Annotated in this window: 11 protein-coding genes and 2 pseudogenes; 8 read left to right on the forward strand and 5 right to left on the reverse strand. The window is 64.6% G+C overall.

Translation table 11 applies throughout. From position 1 onward, the window contains the following. Positions 1–294 precede the first annotated feature (294 nt). Positions 295–525 carry a hypothetical protein gene (locus AC1G9L_RS11215; protein WP_019799476.1) on the reverse strand — a complete coding sequence of 77 codons (231 nt, stop codon included), beginning with the start codon at positions 523–525 and terminating at the stop codon, positions 295–297. A 162-nt stretch (positions 526–687) separates the two neighbouring features. Between AC1G9L_RS11215 and AC1G9L_RS11220 the strand changes: the two genes are divergently transcribed. The 6 genes from AC1G9L_RS11220 to AC1G9L_RS11245 are packed head-to-tail and all read left to right on the forward strand — an operon-like array spanning position 688 to position 5,243. Then, positions 688–1,224, forward strand: a complete 537-nt coding sequence (locus AC1G9L_RS11220; RefSeq protein WP_481069074.1) for a ZrgA family zinc uptake protein — start codon at positions 688–690, stop codon at positions 1,222–1,224. Then, entirely contained in the window at positions 1,221–1,934 is a 714-nt protein-coding gene (locus AC1G9L_RS11225) for an ATP-binding cassette domain-containing protein (protein ID WP_019799478.1), read from the forward strand. Before AC1G9L_RS11220 ends, AC1G9L_RS11225 begins: the two co-directional genes overlap by 4 nt. A 2-nt stretch (positions 1,935–1,936) precedes the next feature. Beyond that, positions 1,937–3,190, forward strand: coding sequence for an ABC transporter permease (locus AC1G9L_RS11230; protein ID WP_481071104.1), 1,254 nt, complete (start codon positions 1,937–1,939; stop codon positions 3,188–3,190). A gap of 2 nt (positions 3,191–3,192) precedes the next feature. Then, positions 3,193–3,789, forward strand: coding sequence for a DUF3299 domain-containing protein (locus AC1G9L_RS11235; RefSeq protein ID WP_019799480.1), 597 nt, complete (start codon positions 3,193–3,195; stop codon positions 3,787–3,789). Further along, the gene (locus AC1G9L_RS11240; protein ID WP_481069076.1) at positions 3,776–4,426 is read left to right on the forward strand and encodes a DUF3299 domain-containing protein; all 651 of its coding nucleotides are present in this window, start codon (positions 3,776–3,778) and stop codon (positions 4,424–4,426) included. Before AC1G9L_RS11235 ends, AC1G9L_RS11240 begins: the two co-directional genes overlap by 14 nt. Positions 4,427–4,436: 10 nt before the next feature. Beyond that, complete coding sequence (locus AC1G9L_RS11245; protein WP_481069078.1) at positions 4,437–5,243, forward strand: hypothetical protein; 807 nt, start codon at positions 4,437–4,439, stop codon at positions 5,241–5,243. A 332-nt stretch (positions 5,244–5,575) separates the two neighbouring features. On the opposite strand, the gene AC1G9L_RS11250 is transcribed toward AC1G9L_RS11245, so the two are convergent. Continuing rightward, a complete protein-coding gene (locus AC1G9L_RS11250; RefSeq protein ID WP_019798968.1) occupies positions 5,576–6,598 on the reverse strand; it encodes an IS5 family transposase in 1,023 nt (340 codons plus the stop codon). 79 nt (positions 6,599–6,677) lie between these two features. Continuing rightward, a pseudogene (locus tag AC1G9L_RS11255) lies at positions 6,678–7,523 on the reverse strand (LysR family transcriptional regulator); the annotation flags it as partial. A 146-nt stretch (positions 7,524–7,669) separates the two neighbouring features. On the opposite strand from AC1G9L_RS11255, the gene AC1G9L_RS11260 reads away from it, so the two are divergent. Continuing rightward, positions 7,670–8,845, forward strand: coding sequence for an FAD-dependent monooxygenase (locus AC1G9L_RS11260; protein ID WP_481071106.1), 1,176 nt, complete (start codon positions 7,670–7,672; stop codon positions 8,843–8,845). A gap of 145 nt (positions 8,846–8,990) precedes the next feature. Continuing rightward, positions 8,991–9,764, forward strand: a pseudogene (locus AC1G9L_RS11265) (transposase). Positions 9,765–9,770: 6 nt separating this feature from the next. Here AC1G9L_RS11265 and AC1G9L_RS11270 read toward each other — a convergent pair. Beyond that, the gene (locus tag AC1G9L_RS11270; RefSeq protein WP_019799338.1) at positions 9,771–11,510 is read right to left on the reverse strand and encodes a cyclic peptide export ABC transporter; all 1,740 of its coding nucleotides are present in this window, start codon (positions 11,508–11,510) and stop codon (positions 9,771–9,773) included. Beyond that, a complete protein-coding gene (locus tag AC1G9L_RS11275) occupies positions 11,507–13,972 on the reverse strand; it encodes a penicillin acylase family protein (RefSeq protein ID WP_481069080.1) in 2,466 nt (821 codons plus the stop codon). The genes AC1G9L_RS11270 and AC1G9L_RS11275 overlap by 4 nt, the downstream gene beginning before the upstream one ends. Between the last annotated feature and the right edge of the window lie 614 nt (positions 13,973–14,586).

Below are 14,586 nucleotides of genomic sequence, written 5' to 3' on the forward strand. Positions count from 1 at the left end.
CTACCGGCAGCCGTCGTAGCTTGGCAGCCTGCTTTGCAGCGCACGTGTCAGTGAGATGGCTCCAGCGAAGTTGGCGTTCCCGTCCAGGGGCGTCAGCGCATCAGAGAAGAGCGCGCAGCCGATGCGTGCGCCGGCCGCCGCCGACCTCGATCGCTTGACGAAGCAATGCCCTCATTGGGATCAGGGCATCGTCATGCCGCGCCGCGTTCAGCACGTCCGGCCGTGCGGCGTTCGCAGAAGGAATGCATCGCCGTCCAGCGGCACCAGCGACTGCGTCCTGCCGCGCGAGAGGGTTCATGCGCGACCGTCGGCGAATGCGGCCTGTGCCTGCGCAAACCACTGCAGCACCTGCTGGCGATGCGGCTCGCCCCAGCAGCGCACGAACTGCTGAGTGTGGTGGTCGCTGGGGTCGTTGAGCGCGGCAATGCGTTGCGCAATGTAGGCAGGCTCCAGGCGCAGGCGGCAGTCGACCTCGATGCAGTGGCGCCAGGCGGTGTAGCTGTCGGGAACGATGGAAGACGACATGGAGGTTCCTTGAGGTTCTGCGCCGTGCATCGCAGGCCCGGCCTGCGAAGCGAGGCGGCGATGGCCGGATGCGAACCGCGGCTGACTGACGGCAGCAACAGGCTTGCGCCCACGTTCGATTGTTCACTAATGTTATAGTGTAACTCAACCGATGCGCTGCATATGCGACCTGGCATTCCCCTGATCCTGTTGTGCCTCTTCGCCAGTTCGCCGGCCGCCGCAGCGGTTCGCCACCACGGCCCGCACGTACACGGCCAGGCCAACCTGGAGGTCGCTGTCGATGGCACCGCCGTGGACGTGCAACTCAGTGCGCCCGGCATCGGCATCCTCGACTTCGAACATCCGGCACGCGACGCCGACGAACGTCAGCGGCTGCAAGCTGCGGTCGCCACCTTGCGCGCTGCCGGCTGGTTGCAGTTCCCGGTCGCGGCGGCGTGTTCGCTGCGCAGTGCGCAGGTCACCACCGAGGGCTACGACGTGGCGATGGCCGATCCGGACGAACCCGGCCACAGCCATGCCGAATTCCACGCTCACTACATCTTCGACTGCGCGCGGCCGGCGCGGCTCGATCACCTGCAGGTATTGCTGCCGCAGCGTTTCCCCGGGCTGAACACGGCGGTGGTCGACGTCGCCACCGCCGCCGGCCAGGGCCGCACCGAGGTGGTGGCCGGGCAGGCCCGGGTGACGCTGCCGCAATGAGCCAGCCGCATGTGGTCGAACTGAGCGAGGTCCGCTTCGGCTATCCCGGTGCAACCGCGTCGGTGCTGGACATCGCATCGTTTGCGCTGCCGCGCGGGCAGCAGTTGCTGCTGCGCGGCGCCAGCGGATCGGGCAAGAGCACCTTGCTGGCGTTGATCGCCGGCGTGCTGCAGCCCACGGCAGGCCGCGTGCGCGTGGCCGGGCAGGACCTGGCGGCCTTGCGCAAGGCTGCACGCGACCGCTTCCGTGCTGACCATTGCGGCGTGGTGTTTCAGCAATTCAACCTGCTGCCGTTCCTGAGCACCCGCGACAACATCGCGCTGGGCCTGCAGTTCTCCGCGCGCCGCGGTCGACTGGCGGCGGGCACGCAGGCGCTGGACACCGAGATCGAGCGGCTGATGGTCGCGCTGGGCCTGGACGTGGCGGCGCTATGGTCGCGCCCGGCCGCGCGCCTCAGCGTCGGCCAACAGCAACGCGTGGCCGCGGCGCGTGCGTTGATCGCGCGGCCGCCCTTGCTGCTCGCCGACGAACCCACCTCCGCGCTCGACCCGGTCGCGGCGCAGGCCTTCCTGCAATTGCTGTTCGCCGAGTGCCGGCAGGGCGGCACCAGCTCGATCGTGGTCAGCCACGATCCGTCGATCGCACCGCTGTTCGACGCCCAGGCCGACCTGGCCACGCTCAACCGCGCCAGCGCCGGAGGTGCGCGATGACGCTGTTGACGCTGGCGCTGGCCAGCCTGCGCAGCCGGCGCCTGGGCGTGGCATTGACGATACTGGTGATCACCCTGAGCGTGACCCTGCTGCTGGGCGTGGAGCGCATCCGCACCCAGGCGCATGAAGGCTTCGCCAGCACCGTGTCGGGCACCGACCTGATCGTCGGCGCGCGCTCGGGCCCGGTGAACCTGTTGCTGTACTCGGTGTTCCACATCGGGGACGCCACCAACAACGTCTCGTGGAAGAGCTACCAGGACCTGAGCGCGATGCCCGAGGTGAAGTGGGCGGTGCCGCTGTCGCTGGGCGATTCCTACCGCGGCTACCGCGTGGTCGGCACCAGCACCGGCTTCTTCGAGCACTACCACTACGGCGCCAAGCACCCGCTGGCGTTCGCGCAGGGCAGGGCGTTCGACGACCTCTACGATGCGGTGATCGGCGCCGACGTCGCTGCCGCGCTCGGCCGCCACCTCGGCGACGAGATCGTGCTGACCCATGGCACCGGCCGGATCAGCCTGGCCACCCATGCCGACAAACCGTTCCGGATCGTCGGCATCCTGCGCCGCACCGGCACGCCGGTGGATTCCAGCGTGCTGGTGTCGCTGCAGGCGATCGAGGCGATCCATATCGACTGGCACTCCGGCGTGCGCCTGCCGGGCCAGCACGTCAGCGCCGCGCAGGCGCGGGCGATGGACCTGACCCCGGACACCATCACCGCCTTCATGCTCAGCCTGAAGACCCGCATCGCCACCTTCTCGGTGCAGCGGCGGATCAACGAGTATCCTGAGGAAGCGATGCTGGCGATCATGCCCGGCGTCACCCTGCAGCAGCTATGGGGCACGCTGGGCACCGCCGAAGGCGCCTTGCGCATGATCGCCTCGCTGGTGGTGCTGCTCGGCCTGGTGTCGATGGTCGCGCTGCTGGTGGCCACGCTGCAGGAGCGCCGGCGCGAGATGGCGATCCTGCGCGCGGTCGGCGCACGGCCGCGCGACATCGCCTGGCTGCTGCTGTTCGAGGCCGGCCTGGTCACCGTGGTGTCGTGCGCACTGGCACTGCTGGCGGTGACCGCGACCAGCTGGCTGGCGCGCGGCTGGGTGCTCGATCATTTCGGCCTGGCGATCAACCGCATCGCACCCAGCGCGGCGGAATGGGGCTGGCTCGGCTGCGTGCTGCTGGCCGGCGTGCTCGCCGGCATCGTGCCGGCCCTGCTGGCCTATCGCCGCACCCTGGCCGATGGCCTCTCGCCGGAGCTGTGAGCATGACGCGCTGGATCCTTTCCTTGCTGGCGCTCGCCGTGTTGTGCGGTTGCGGCCGGCAGCAACAACCCGCCGCTCCGAAAAAAGCGCAGGAAACAGCGGCGGCGCAGCCAGCACCAGGCAACGATGCGGCGATCAACCCACCGCTGGGCGAGCCGGATGCCGACGGCTATCGCGAACTGGACTGGAGCGCGATGCTGCCGCCGGCCGAACTGAAGGCGCTGGAAAACAGCGAGGAACCAGCGGTCGACCACACCGGCAAGCGTGCGATGCCGCAGACCGGCACCTACAACACCGTGGCCGCCGTGCTGGCGCGCAAGGTGCGCCTGCCGGGCTACGTGGTGCCGCTGGACAGCGACGACGCAGGGCGCGTGCGCGAGTTCCTGTTCGTGCCTTACTACGGCGCCTGCATCCACGTGCCACCGCCGCCGCCGAACCAGATCGTGCATGTGCGCCTGGATACCCCGATCGACCCGCCCGACATGTACAGCCCGTTCTACCTGAGCGGCCAACTGCGCGCGGAAACCCTGCACGGCGAACTCGCCGGTACCGCCTACACGATGGAGCAGGCCCACCTGCATCCCTATGAAAAAGGCTGATCGCCATCTCCTGCTGGCTGGAGTACTGTGCCTGCTGGCGGGCTGCCACGGTGATGGCGGGAAGCAGCCGGACGCCACGCCGACACGATCACCGGCAGCAAAGCACACGACCGCAGCAGCCGACGCTGCCCCGGACACCGTCGAACGCTGGGAACAACTGGCACCAGCCAACGACATCTACCAGCGACCACCGCCGCGGATCAACGCGGCCTGGCGCGGCGACGCCGCGGTGATGGATCAGCCGGCGCCCGTCGACGATGGCCCGTCCGTGGTCAACGGCATGCCGATCGACCATTCCGGCACCCAGCGCGCCGCCCAGTTCGGTTCGTCGCAAGTGGTGAAAGGCCTGGAAGGCAAACGCTTCGCCCTGGACGGCTACGTGGTGCCACTGGAAAGCGACGACCAGGGCAAGGTCAGCGAACTGCTGTTCGTGCCGTTCTATGGCGCCTGCATCCACGTGCCGCCTCCGCCACCAAACCAGATCCTGCACGTGGTGCTGCGCACCCCGATCGACGTGCCGGAGCTATGGGACCCGTTCCACCTGCAGGGGCGGCTGCATCTGGCCGACTTCAAGGCCGATATCGCCAATGCCACCTACGAGGCAGAGGACGCCACGATCACCCCGGTGCAGGGCTGAGGGCAGTTCGATGCACCTGCAGTCGCCGATGCGTTTGGCGATCGCGATCGCCGCCTGTGGGCTCGTCGTTGCCGGCGGCGTGCTGTTGGCATTGCGCACGCACGGGCACGTGGCACCGACACCGCGTGCTGCTGCGACCACGGCGATCCACCCGCCAACTGTGCCCGCATTTCATGTCGCGCCATTGTCCGAAGATGCAGCCGACAAGCGCATCACCACACTGCTGCACAGCGATCCCGCATTCGCGCGCGACGCCACGTTCCTGATCGCCGCCAGTGTCCGCGAACGCTGCGCACCGGCCCATTCTGGTGAACTGGCGAAGATGGCCAACCGCGCCCGCCTGCCGGTGCTGGTCGCAACGTCCGAGGTGACGGCACGCGAGCCCGACCTGGACCAGCCGATCTACCAGGCGATCCAGCGCATCGCCGCTGCGGCGCCCTGCGGCCGCGCGCTCGACCTCACGGCGCCCGGCCTGCCGCTGCAACTGGACCCGGAGCGCTACGCAGCAACGTTCCCCGACAGCTACTACCAACCGACACTGGACACCGTGCCGCACGAGTACGCCGGCCAGCCGCTGGGCGTTCGTGCCGCGCAGGAATGCCAGTCCATCGCCTACGCGGTCCTGCCGCTTGGCCGGGACGGCTGGCAGTGCAGGGCGCTCTGGTCCGGCATGCGCCCCCGGATCGTCAAGGCCTGCGAGCAGGCCCGCAGCGCAGGCGGGCAGGGGGCGGGGGAGGCGATTTCGCCGGAAGTCGCGAATCGGCTGACACCGGTGGTGGCGGGCTTGCTGGAGAAGTTGCCGGAATCCTGTCGCTGAGCATGGTTGCGTTTGTACTGCGAAGCCAACGGCTGCGAACAGCAGGAACTGGTCAGCCAGCAACTCGCGCAGCCCTGACTAGGCATGTTTCCTACGCCGCGTCGTTGATTTGGCGGTCACCTGGGATGGCCCACCAAACCCCTGCAACCGCAATTGGATGAACTCCAGCAACGCCCGAACCCGCGCAGTGACCGAATGACGGTGACTGTAGGGCACCTCGAACAACCTGCCACGACCTGGAGCCAGGGGCAGCATCTGTCGCAACGGCACCAGAGCGGCGCCTGATCGTGGTGGTTGGGAGGCTGAGGTGGCCGCTCGGCCACCTCAGCCGATCACGCCGGCACCATGGCCCGCTCCTGTAGCCGTGCCAGCCGCATCACGTTATGGCTGGCGACCTTCAGCCCGATCACCACCTTTGCCCGCGCCAAGCCGATGCAGCGTACGAACTTGCCGCCTTGTTGGGCCAAGCGCGCAAACGGGTGCTCGCCGAACACCCGATCCTTGGCAATGCGACGGTTCCGGCGCTTTGCTGCCTCGCTCAAGGGCTTGCGTGCCTGCCCTTGATGTTGGATCGCGGGGCGGTAACCACGCTTTTTCAGGTCTGCTTCTCGCGCTGCATCGGCATACCCGCTATCGGCCCATACCGTGCGGCCGGTGTTGTCCGGGTCCAGCACCTGCTCGAAGTGGCGGCTGTCGTGCACGTTGGCCGCGCTCACGTCGTAGCGGCGGATGAAACCCCAGCGGCGGTCCGTGCTGGCGTGCAGCTTGTAGCCGTAGAACGTCACCCCATGCTTCCTGGTCCAGCGTGCCTGCACGTCTTTCTGCGCACGCTTGGCATCACTCCAGTCCTGGCCGACGTCATCGCCCTGCTTGATCTGCGCGTTCTCCTCGCGCGTGTTGCGCTGGATCGGAGCGCTGACGATGCTGGCGTCGATGATCTGACCGCCGCGGGCAATGAACCCAGCACGTTGCAATTGCTCACCGATCGCCGTGCTGATGTCGCCCATCAGATCCTTGGTCTTGAGCCGTTCGCGCCACACCCAGATCGTCTTGGCGTCGGGCACCTTGCCGCTGTGTTCCAGTCCAAGGAATTGCTGGAAGCTGCGCCGATCCAGCACCTGATACTCCAGCGCATCGTCGGAGAGGTTGTACAACTGCTGCAACAGCAGCAGCTTGATCATCATCTGCGTCGGCCAAGCCGGACGGCCGCCGCGCTTGCCGGTACCCAAGGACAGCTTCGCGTCTACGGCGTGAGCAATCCCGGCAAAGTCGATATGCCGTGACAGCAGAGCCAGAGGATCGCCGATCTGCTGCCGCTTGGCTTCGCGTTCGTGGCCGGCAAACAGGCTGATCATCGTGGCGTCCTCGGCGTGTTCTCCAGACCAATGATGCCAAAGGTGGGGTTTTTAGAGGTGCCCTGTAGGCGCCAAGCAATTGCAGCGGGGCAGGGCATAGATCCAGCGGCACTTCCTGCAACCTGCCTGCGGCAAGATCTTCCTGGCACGGGTAGGCCGCAACAATCGCAAAGCCGAGACCCTGGCGCGCGCCGGCCACGGCGAGTTCCCCGCTGTTGACGCGATAGCGGCTGCGCACGGGCACCTTCACGATCTCGCCCGCAGGATCCAGGAACTGCCAGGGCTGCCCCTTCAGGGCGCTCACGGTGGTGATGCACGGCAAGGACTTGAGTTCGCGCACGTGGCGCGGCATTCCGGTCTGGGCCAGTAGCGTGGGGGACGCGACCACGATACTGGGCAACGTCGCCAGTTCGCGGGTGATGAACGCACTGTCATCCTGACGCCCGCGGTGGAAGACGATGGAGAGATCCATGTCCTCGCGCAACACCTCCAGGCCGGTCAGGCGTGTGTCGCATTCCAGCTCGATGCCCGGATGGAGGCTGCAGAATTCCGCGATGATAGGCGCGAGCAGCCTGGGCGCTTCGTTGGGCATGCACATCCTGAGGGGGCCCTTCAATTCGCGCTGTGCTACGCCAAGCTCCTCCTCCGTGGCCAGCAAAGCGTCGAGGACCGGCTTGGCGCGCGCGTACACCAGCTGTCCGGCTTCCGTCATGCGCAGATGGCGCGTGCTGCGTTCCAGCAAGCGCACGCCCAGCCTGCGCTCCAGCGCCGCGACGTGACGGCTGACGTTGGACGACGGCAACGCCAGCAGGCGCCCAGCCCCGGAAAAGCTCTGCGCGTCGACGACGGCCACATAGACGCGGACTGCATTGAGGTCGAGGTCGCTGCGCACCATTATCCCAACTGGGGTATGAAACTCCGCCATTTTCGCATGCTAGTTGGCGGAATTGGCGAGGTCCAAGATGCACTCCCGTCCAACGGCTGCCCTGCAATGGCACGCCTGGACCAATCGAATCGGGATGCATCGGCATGGAAATCGGAATACTGGGGGGCGGCATTGCAGGCTTGAGCGTGGCCCTCGCGTTGCACAAGCAGGGGCACACCCTGCGCGTCTATGAACGTCGGAACGGGCCGGCCACCATGGGCGCTGGCGTGACGCTTTGGCCCAACGCTGGCTTTGTGCTGCAGGAACTCGGGTTGTTGGAGGATGTCGGGGCGGTGGGCGGTCGGCCAGTGTCGGTACACCGCAAAGACGCAGCGGGTAACGCGCTGGGAGGCCTGGACATCACGCTGCTGGACCGACTCATGGGCTACCCGACCCATACGATCCTGCGCCGCGACTTGCAGGCGGTACTGCTGGACCACGTGGCACGCGCTGGTATCCAGGTGGAGTTCGGGCATCGAGCCGTCGCGATCGATCTGGATGCTGGCGGCAAGGCCGTGGCACGGTTCGAGAACGGGAAGAGCATCCGTCCGGATCTGCTCATTGGCGCGGATGGCCGCATGGGCTCGGTGGCGCGCAAGTTCGTCGCGGGGGACAACACGCCCATCTACCAAGGGTTCGTGAACTGGATCGGCGTTGCGCAGGGCAATGGCCCGTTGCTGAGCGACATGGCAATTCATGACTACTGGGGATCCGGCGACCGTTTCGGCTGCGTCCCGATCCGGACGGATCTGGTGTACTGGGCCGCCGCGCAGGCGCGGCCATTGCCCGAGGCGACTACCGCAGCGGAGATGCGCAGGGAGGTGATGGATCTGTTTGCAGGATGGCCGGAGCCGGTCGCCCGCCTCATCGAAGCCACGCCGGCGCAATCCATCCAACTGATCGCCGTGCATGACGTGGAGCCGCTACACACCTGGAGCCGAGCAAATGTGCTGCTCGTCGGCGATGCGGCGCACGCGCCACTGCCGACCTCGGGCCAGGGCGCCTGTCAGGCCTTGGAAGACGCCTGGCATCTCGCGCGGTGCCTCGAAGAGGCGGACGGCGCGCTGGATCAAGCATTGCCGCGCTTCGCCGCAATCCGCGGACCCAAGACCACCAAGCTGGCAGAGCAGGGCAGACTGTTCGCGCGCGGTCTTTTCGCCCAAGACCCCAAAACCTGCCGTCTTCGCAATGAGCGCGCCAAGGCGTCCGATCCATTACGCGATGCGCAGGCCATGGCGGCGGGATGGTCACAGGGGTTGCCGATGGCGGACTGCATTGACGGGATGTCACCGGACGGCGCTGGCAGTCTGTATCGCCTCTGACAGACAATCCTGATCCCAGCGTCGTAGCACCTCCGCTGCAGGAAGCATTTCCACAGGATCCGGGGATCCATTTCATTTCTTGCTAAGCAGGTTATGAACCTGAGGCTCGCACGGCTATCGTAGCGGATGAAGTCTCCCCTATCCGATGGGCGTATCCAATGAAGAATGGGCCTTCGCTGCACCCTGCTTGACGCTGATGGATCCGCAAGCACGGCAGCGCATGACCAGCGCTTAATGTTCAATGCCTTGCGCTGGATGGCGGGAGCCGGGGCGCCCTGGCGCTTGATTCCCATGGGTTTCCGCCGTGGGAGGCGTTCTACCAGCTACCGAGCGGGGGTTGCGGGCTGACTGCTTTAAGGCAATGGTTGGCGACTAGTCTTTGATCTTGCCGGTTGCGCAAGGCGAGCAACGGCAACCTGACGTGCCGATCCTGGATCGGCCGGACGCTGTAGATTACATGCGAAAGCGGACCGCGTGTTGGCTACGACGGCTATAAGCGCAAGAACGACAGTAAGTTGCATATGGCTGTGGACACGCTAGGCCACCTGTTGGCAGTACAGGTCACCCCTGCCAGCGAGCAGGGGCGCGCTCAGGTGCGATCACTGGCGCAGGAAGTCCAGCATGTCACGGGCAAGACGAGGAACTGGCTTTCATCCATCAAGGCGACACAGGCAAAAGCCCGGCAGAAGCGGCACAGGAAGAAGGCATCGAACTGCGCGCGGTAAAGTACCGGAGGCCAAGAAGGCTTTGTGCCACTGCCGCGTCGCTGGGTCATAGAGCGCAGCTGTGGTGAGTCAATCGGCTCCGAGGCCTGGCTCGTGACTACGAGCGCCTACCGGAAACCCTGGCAGGAATCGACTTTATCGTCTTCAGCATCATCATGCTCGGAAATGCTAAGGCTCTACTTCAAAATTCATAACGCGCTCTAGGGTACGCTCGCATCGTCCCTGAGCACGAATGTATCGCCACGTGGCTGAAAGTTGCGCTGGATTGCGTCCCCCCCGGTTTCACGTATGTGGCTGATCCGGCCATCCTCCAGCGTGACGATCTTGTCGGCAATATCGAAATAGCGGTCGTCGTGACTGATCGCCACGATCACCTTGTTGCGTCGCTTCAGTGCTGGAAGAATCTCGTGATAGAAGACGGCCTTGAATGTTGGATCCTGGTCGGCGGCCCATTCGTCAAACAGGTAGACGTCCTTGTCGTCGAGGATGGCGGCCAGTAAGGCCATGCGTCGCCGCTGCCCATCGGAGAGCGCCAGCGTTGAAAAGCAACCGTCCTCATAGCGGACCTTGTGTTCCAGGCCAAGGGCCTTGAGGTAGTACGTGATCTGTTCCGTCCGGTTGTCAGGATCGGCATCGCCGAGCACGCGGTTGAACAGGTGATAATCCGAATAGATCGCGCCGATGCACTGGCGCAACGTGCCGATCGTGGCGTCTGTGACGGCTTGGCTGCCAAACCGAATGGTCCCTTCCCCTGCACGGTAGTGCAGGGTGATGAGCTTGCTGAGGGTCGACTTTCCCGACCCATTGCCGCCGACAATGAAGGTGACTTCGCCGCGGCGGAGTTCCAGATCGAGCGGTCCGACCCGGAAGCCCTTGCCGTCGGCAGCAGCATGTGTGTAGCAGACGGACTCGAGCCGAATGCGGTCCCATGTGACAGCCGGAAGCTGGCCCATGGCGATGGCCTCGGCCGGAATTTCATTGAACAGCCGTTCCACGCGGTTGAGGGAAACACGGGACATCGTCAACTGCGGGATGTAGTTGAGGATCATGGCTACCGGGCCGGTAATGTACAGAAGTGCCATGATCACGCCGATCAGTTCCGAGCTGGTCACGATCCTGTAGTTCACGAATACGAACAGGATGCAGCCAATGACGAAGAAGCTGAGCAGGTCACCGTAATTACTTGCCGCCCGAACCAGCGTATGTCCTGACTTCTCGCTGTCGCGCACCTCCCGCTCATGGCGCATGAGCACTTCGCCGAAGAATGTGTTGCGTTTGACGTCGCTGAGCTTGAGTTCCTTGATTCCATGGATGAGTCCGTGGATGGACTCCTGCAGATGGTCGAACCCGGCACGCGCGCGGACGAAGTATCGGCGTCCGAAAATGATCGGAATCTGGTAAGTCACCACGCCGAACACGATGCAGCCCAATACGAACACGAACACGTCCGAATTTAGCACGAGAAGAAAGCCGAGCATGCCGACCAGGGTGACCACATTGATGAGAAGATCCGGCATCAGGCGTGCGCCCAACACGATGCGGGGCACGTCGGTGGTCAATGCGGCGATCAGCCGCGGCCCTCCGATCTGCTCTAGCGCCTGAAGTGGCGCTGCGGCAATGCGCGCGTACATCTGCGATCGCAGGTCCGACGCGACATCGATGGCCACCCGCGTCAACATGATCTGCGATACGGTGCGCGATACCAGGATGAAGACGCAGACAGCCGCAAAGACGATTGCGAACGGAGCGTTCGCGATCTCCAGGAAGAGCCACGTGGTGGGTGGCGAGACGACTTCGTCGAATCGGCGGTCGCCATCTTGAATCACGCTCAGCACCAGAGGGATCAGCAGCGAATAGCTGATGCCGGACAGCCCGCCGAGAATGATCGACGCGAAGACCCGATTCGGCGCCCGGCCCGAGAACTGCCCTAGCAGATTCATGGCCGGGTCCCGCGGGCGGAGGTAGCGCTGTCGGTGCCAGTCGCTGCGGGGGACAGCGGGTAGTAGCGTACCTTTTGAAAAGGTTCGACCATGTCGTCGTAGTGACGGCTCATCACATTGCCTGATTGGCCGGTGGAGTTCATGTACTCGTGCCGTATGCGATTCCGGCTCATGGCGATCACCTGGCGGAAGCCTGCGCCGAATTTCTGGAGATAGCCTTCCGCATCGCTGAAATCGGCCGACGCGACATTGATGGCGTCGGCGGAGCCGCCGTTATCGATCCGGCGTTCGAACAGCGGGCGGAGCGGCTTGATGTGGCTCATCGGTGGGTGCGCATACACGGTTCGGTGAAGCTGACCCCACCCCCAACTGTCCATGCTCCAATCCCCACGCAGCTTGTGGAGTTCGTTGAGCGCAGCGGTAAGGGAGGTGGCAAGCACGGCATCGCAGGCGGGTAGCGCACTGTTAGCCGTCTTGGCGGCGCTGCACCAGTGGCCGTCATCGTTGCGCAGGCTCTGTTCCAGTTGCTCGAGCCTTACCGTACCGGCAAGTCGACGCAGCTGGCGCGTGCGTTGCGGATTATTCCAGTCGCCTTGCAGTGGATTGGAATACAGCTGCTGGCGGAGCTGCCGCATCCAGGCGTGGAAGATGCTCGCGGCCTGGCTGTCGGCTTGGGTGTTCCCGTCCCAGTGCGCAAGGTACTGTGCGGCGCGACTGGAGTGCCCGTCAGGGGGGAGCCTGTTCCGTAGGGTCGCCATCATCGCCGCTACGTTGAGATCCAGCGTATCCGCCTGCATGCGCTCCATGTCCGCGACATCGAACGTCTTGCCTGCACCGATGCCTGCCTGGATCAGCTGCCGGATGCGACGCGCCCGTGCCGGCGATGCCCAGTCATGCGAGACGAAGTAGGGATAGTCCGCGTCGTTGATGCCGTCGTTGGCACTGATCAGGTAGCCTTCGGGCGGATTGTAGCGTTGCGGCCATTCGGCGGAGGGGACCGAGCCTTTCCAGCCATAAGCCGGGTCCCAGCCCGGTACCGGCAGTGTTCCTTCGCCCTGGCGTCGCAATGGTATGCGTCCAGCGCCGATATAGCCGATATTGCCCGCCCTGTCGGCATACAGCATGTTCATGGCGGGTGCGACCAGGTGATCAAGCGCGCTGCGGAACTGCGTCCAGTCTTTGGCGTAGTTCAGCCTGAAGAATGCCTCATAGCTGGAATCGTCGGGATCCAGGCCGGTCCAGCGCAGGGCGACAGGTCGGTCGAACACGGCGAACTGATCGCTGATGATGGGGCCGTGCCGGGTACTTCGGACATGCAGAGTAACGGGGGCATACTGTCGTCGCAGGACGTCGGGAAACTCCGCGCGGACCCGGATTGTTTCGGTGCGCTGTTCAAATGGGATCCAGCCGCCGTCGGTATCGTAACGATCGCCATTTGCGTCGGTTCGCTCGAAGAACAGATCCTGGGTGTCCGCCATCATGTTGGTGCCGCCCCACGCGATGTGGTCGTTGCGCCCGAACACGACCAGAGGAAGGCCTACCAGGCTCATGCCGCTCGAGTGCAGGGTCGGCGTCTCGAGGCTGACGGCGTACCACAACGAGGGAATCTGAAGCCCGAGATGCGGGTCGTTGGCGAGAAGCGCGCCCCCGTCGGTGGTGTGCTTTCCCCCGATCACCCATGCATTGCTGCCGGTGTTTGGCAGCGCCAGGTGCAGTGATGCCAATACTCGGCGATGCGTGTCAGCCATCGCTTGGAGGCCTGTATCGGCCGATGGAGTCGCTGCAGGCACAGTGGCCTGCGTAGCGCTGCGATAGCCTGGGAAGAAGGTCGCGGCGCGATCCTCTCCCAGCAGCGATCTGGTCAGGTAGTAGTCCATCTCGCGACGATAATTGCCGCCCAAGTCCAGGGCGAAAACCTTGACCCAAGCCAATGAATCCATCTCGGTCCACGGCTGTGGCTTCAGTCCCAGCAGCCTGAACTCGACGGGCAGCTTGTCGGTTTCAGCGATACGCGCATTGATGCCAGCGGTGTAGGCGGTGAGCGACGCGCGCGCCGGCGCGCTGAGCGTGGTCCAGGCGCTGCGCGCCGATGCGTGCAAGCCCAGGGTTCGAAGCCATACGTCGGCATCGATGCTGTCCTTGCCGAACACCTCGCTCAGTTCGCCGCGTGCCATGCGTCGCTGCACTTCCAACTGCCAAAGCCGATCCTGCGCCTGGGCATAGCCGACTGCGAAGAAGGCATCGGAATCCGTTTTCGCCCGGATGTGAACGGCGCCCTGCGCGTCGCGTTCGATGTCGACCGGCGAGGACACGCCACTCGTGATTCGTGTGACCGCTTCTGGTGGCAGACTGCCGCGCAGTTCTAGCCAGATCCAGCTCGCAAGCGCCAGTAGCGGGATCGCTACCAGCAGGATGAGTCGTGCGGCAACGGGGTGCGTGCGGAAGGGACGGAGTGCACTCACGATGCGGTCCTGCGGCCGTAGGCCGGGTGTCGGAAAAATGCATGCTCGGGGCTTGCGCGCAGATCATCGGCAGGGCGAGTAAGCATTCGGAGAGCGCCTCCAGATTGCGCTAGGAAGAACAGTTCCATCTCTGTTGGTTGCCGTATTGGCAACGTCGGCGTGCGCCTGTATATCACACCTTTTGAACAGTTCCAGATCGTTGCTCGGCTACTTTCACGTTCTGCAACGCGCATGTTTCGCACGTGTCGCGGATGTTGTCTTCGTCGGGGCCGCGTTAGATGCAACCCGTGCCGCATTGGTTTTTGCGCGAGAGTGCGACTTGCTCCACAGATCCAGAGATTGTCGCGTGATGCGATTGTGAAAGACCCGCTTTGGACGCTAGAGTCCAGCCGCACCACGCATTCGTAGCGACTCGTTACTTGGTGCGCCAAACGTTGTTTGCAGCAACGCCGATGCCATGGTCTGCATGGTCATTGCAGCTTAGGGATGAACTGGGATGGACAGGATGTCTGATGTGCGTCTTCCACGCGCCACTCGCTACTCGCTCTGCGGCATCCGCCATGCGGCAATTTCAGTCGCATGACAAGGTCGTGTGCGGTTTACGGTGAATGCCT

The organism is Xanthomonas sp. NCPPB 1132 (assembly GCF_056629235.1).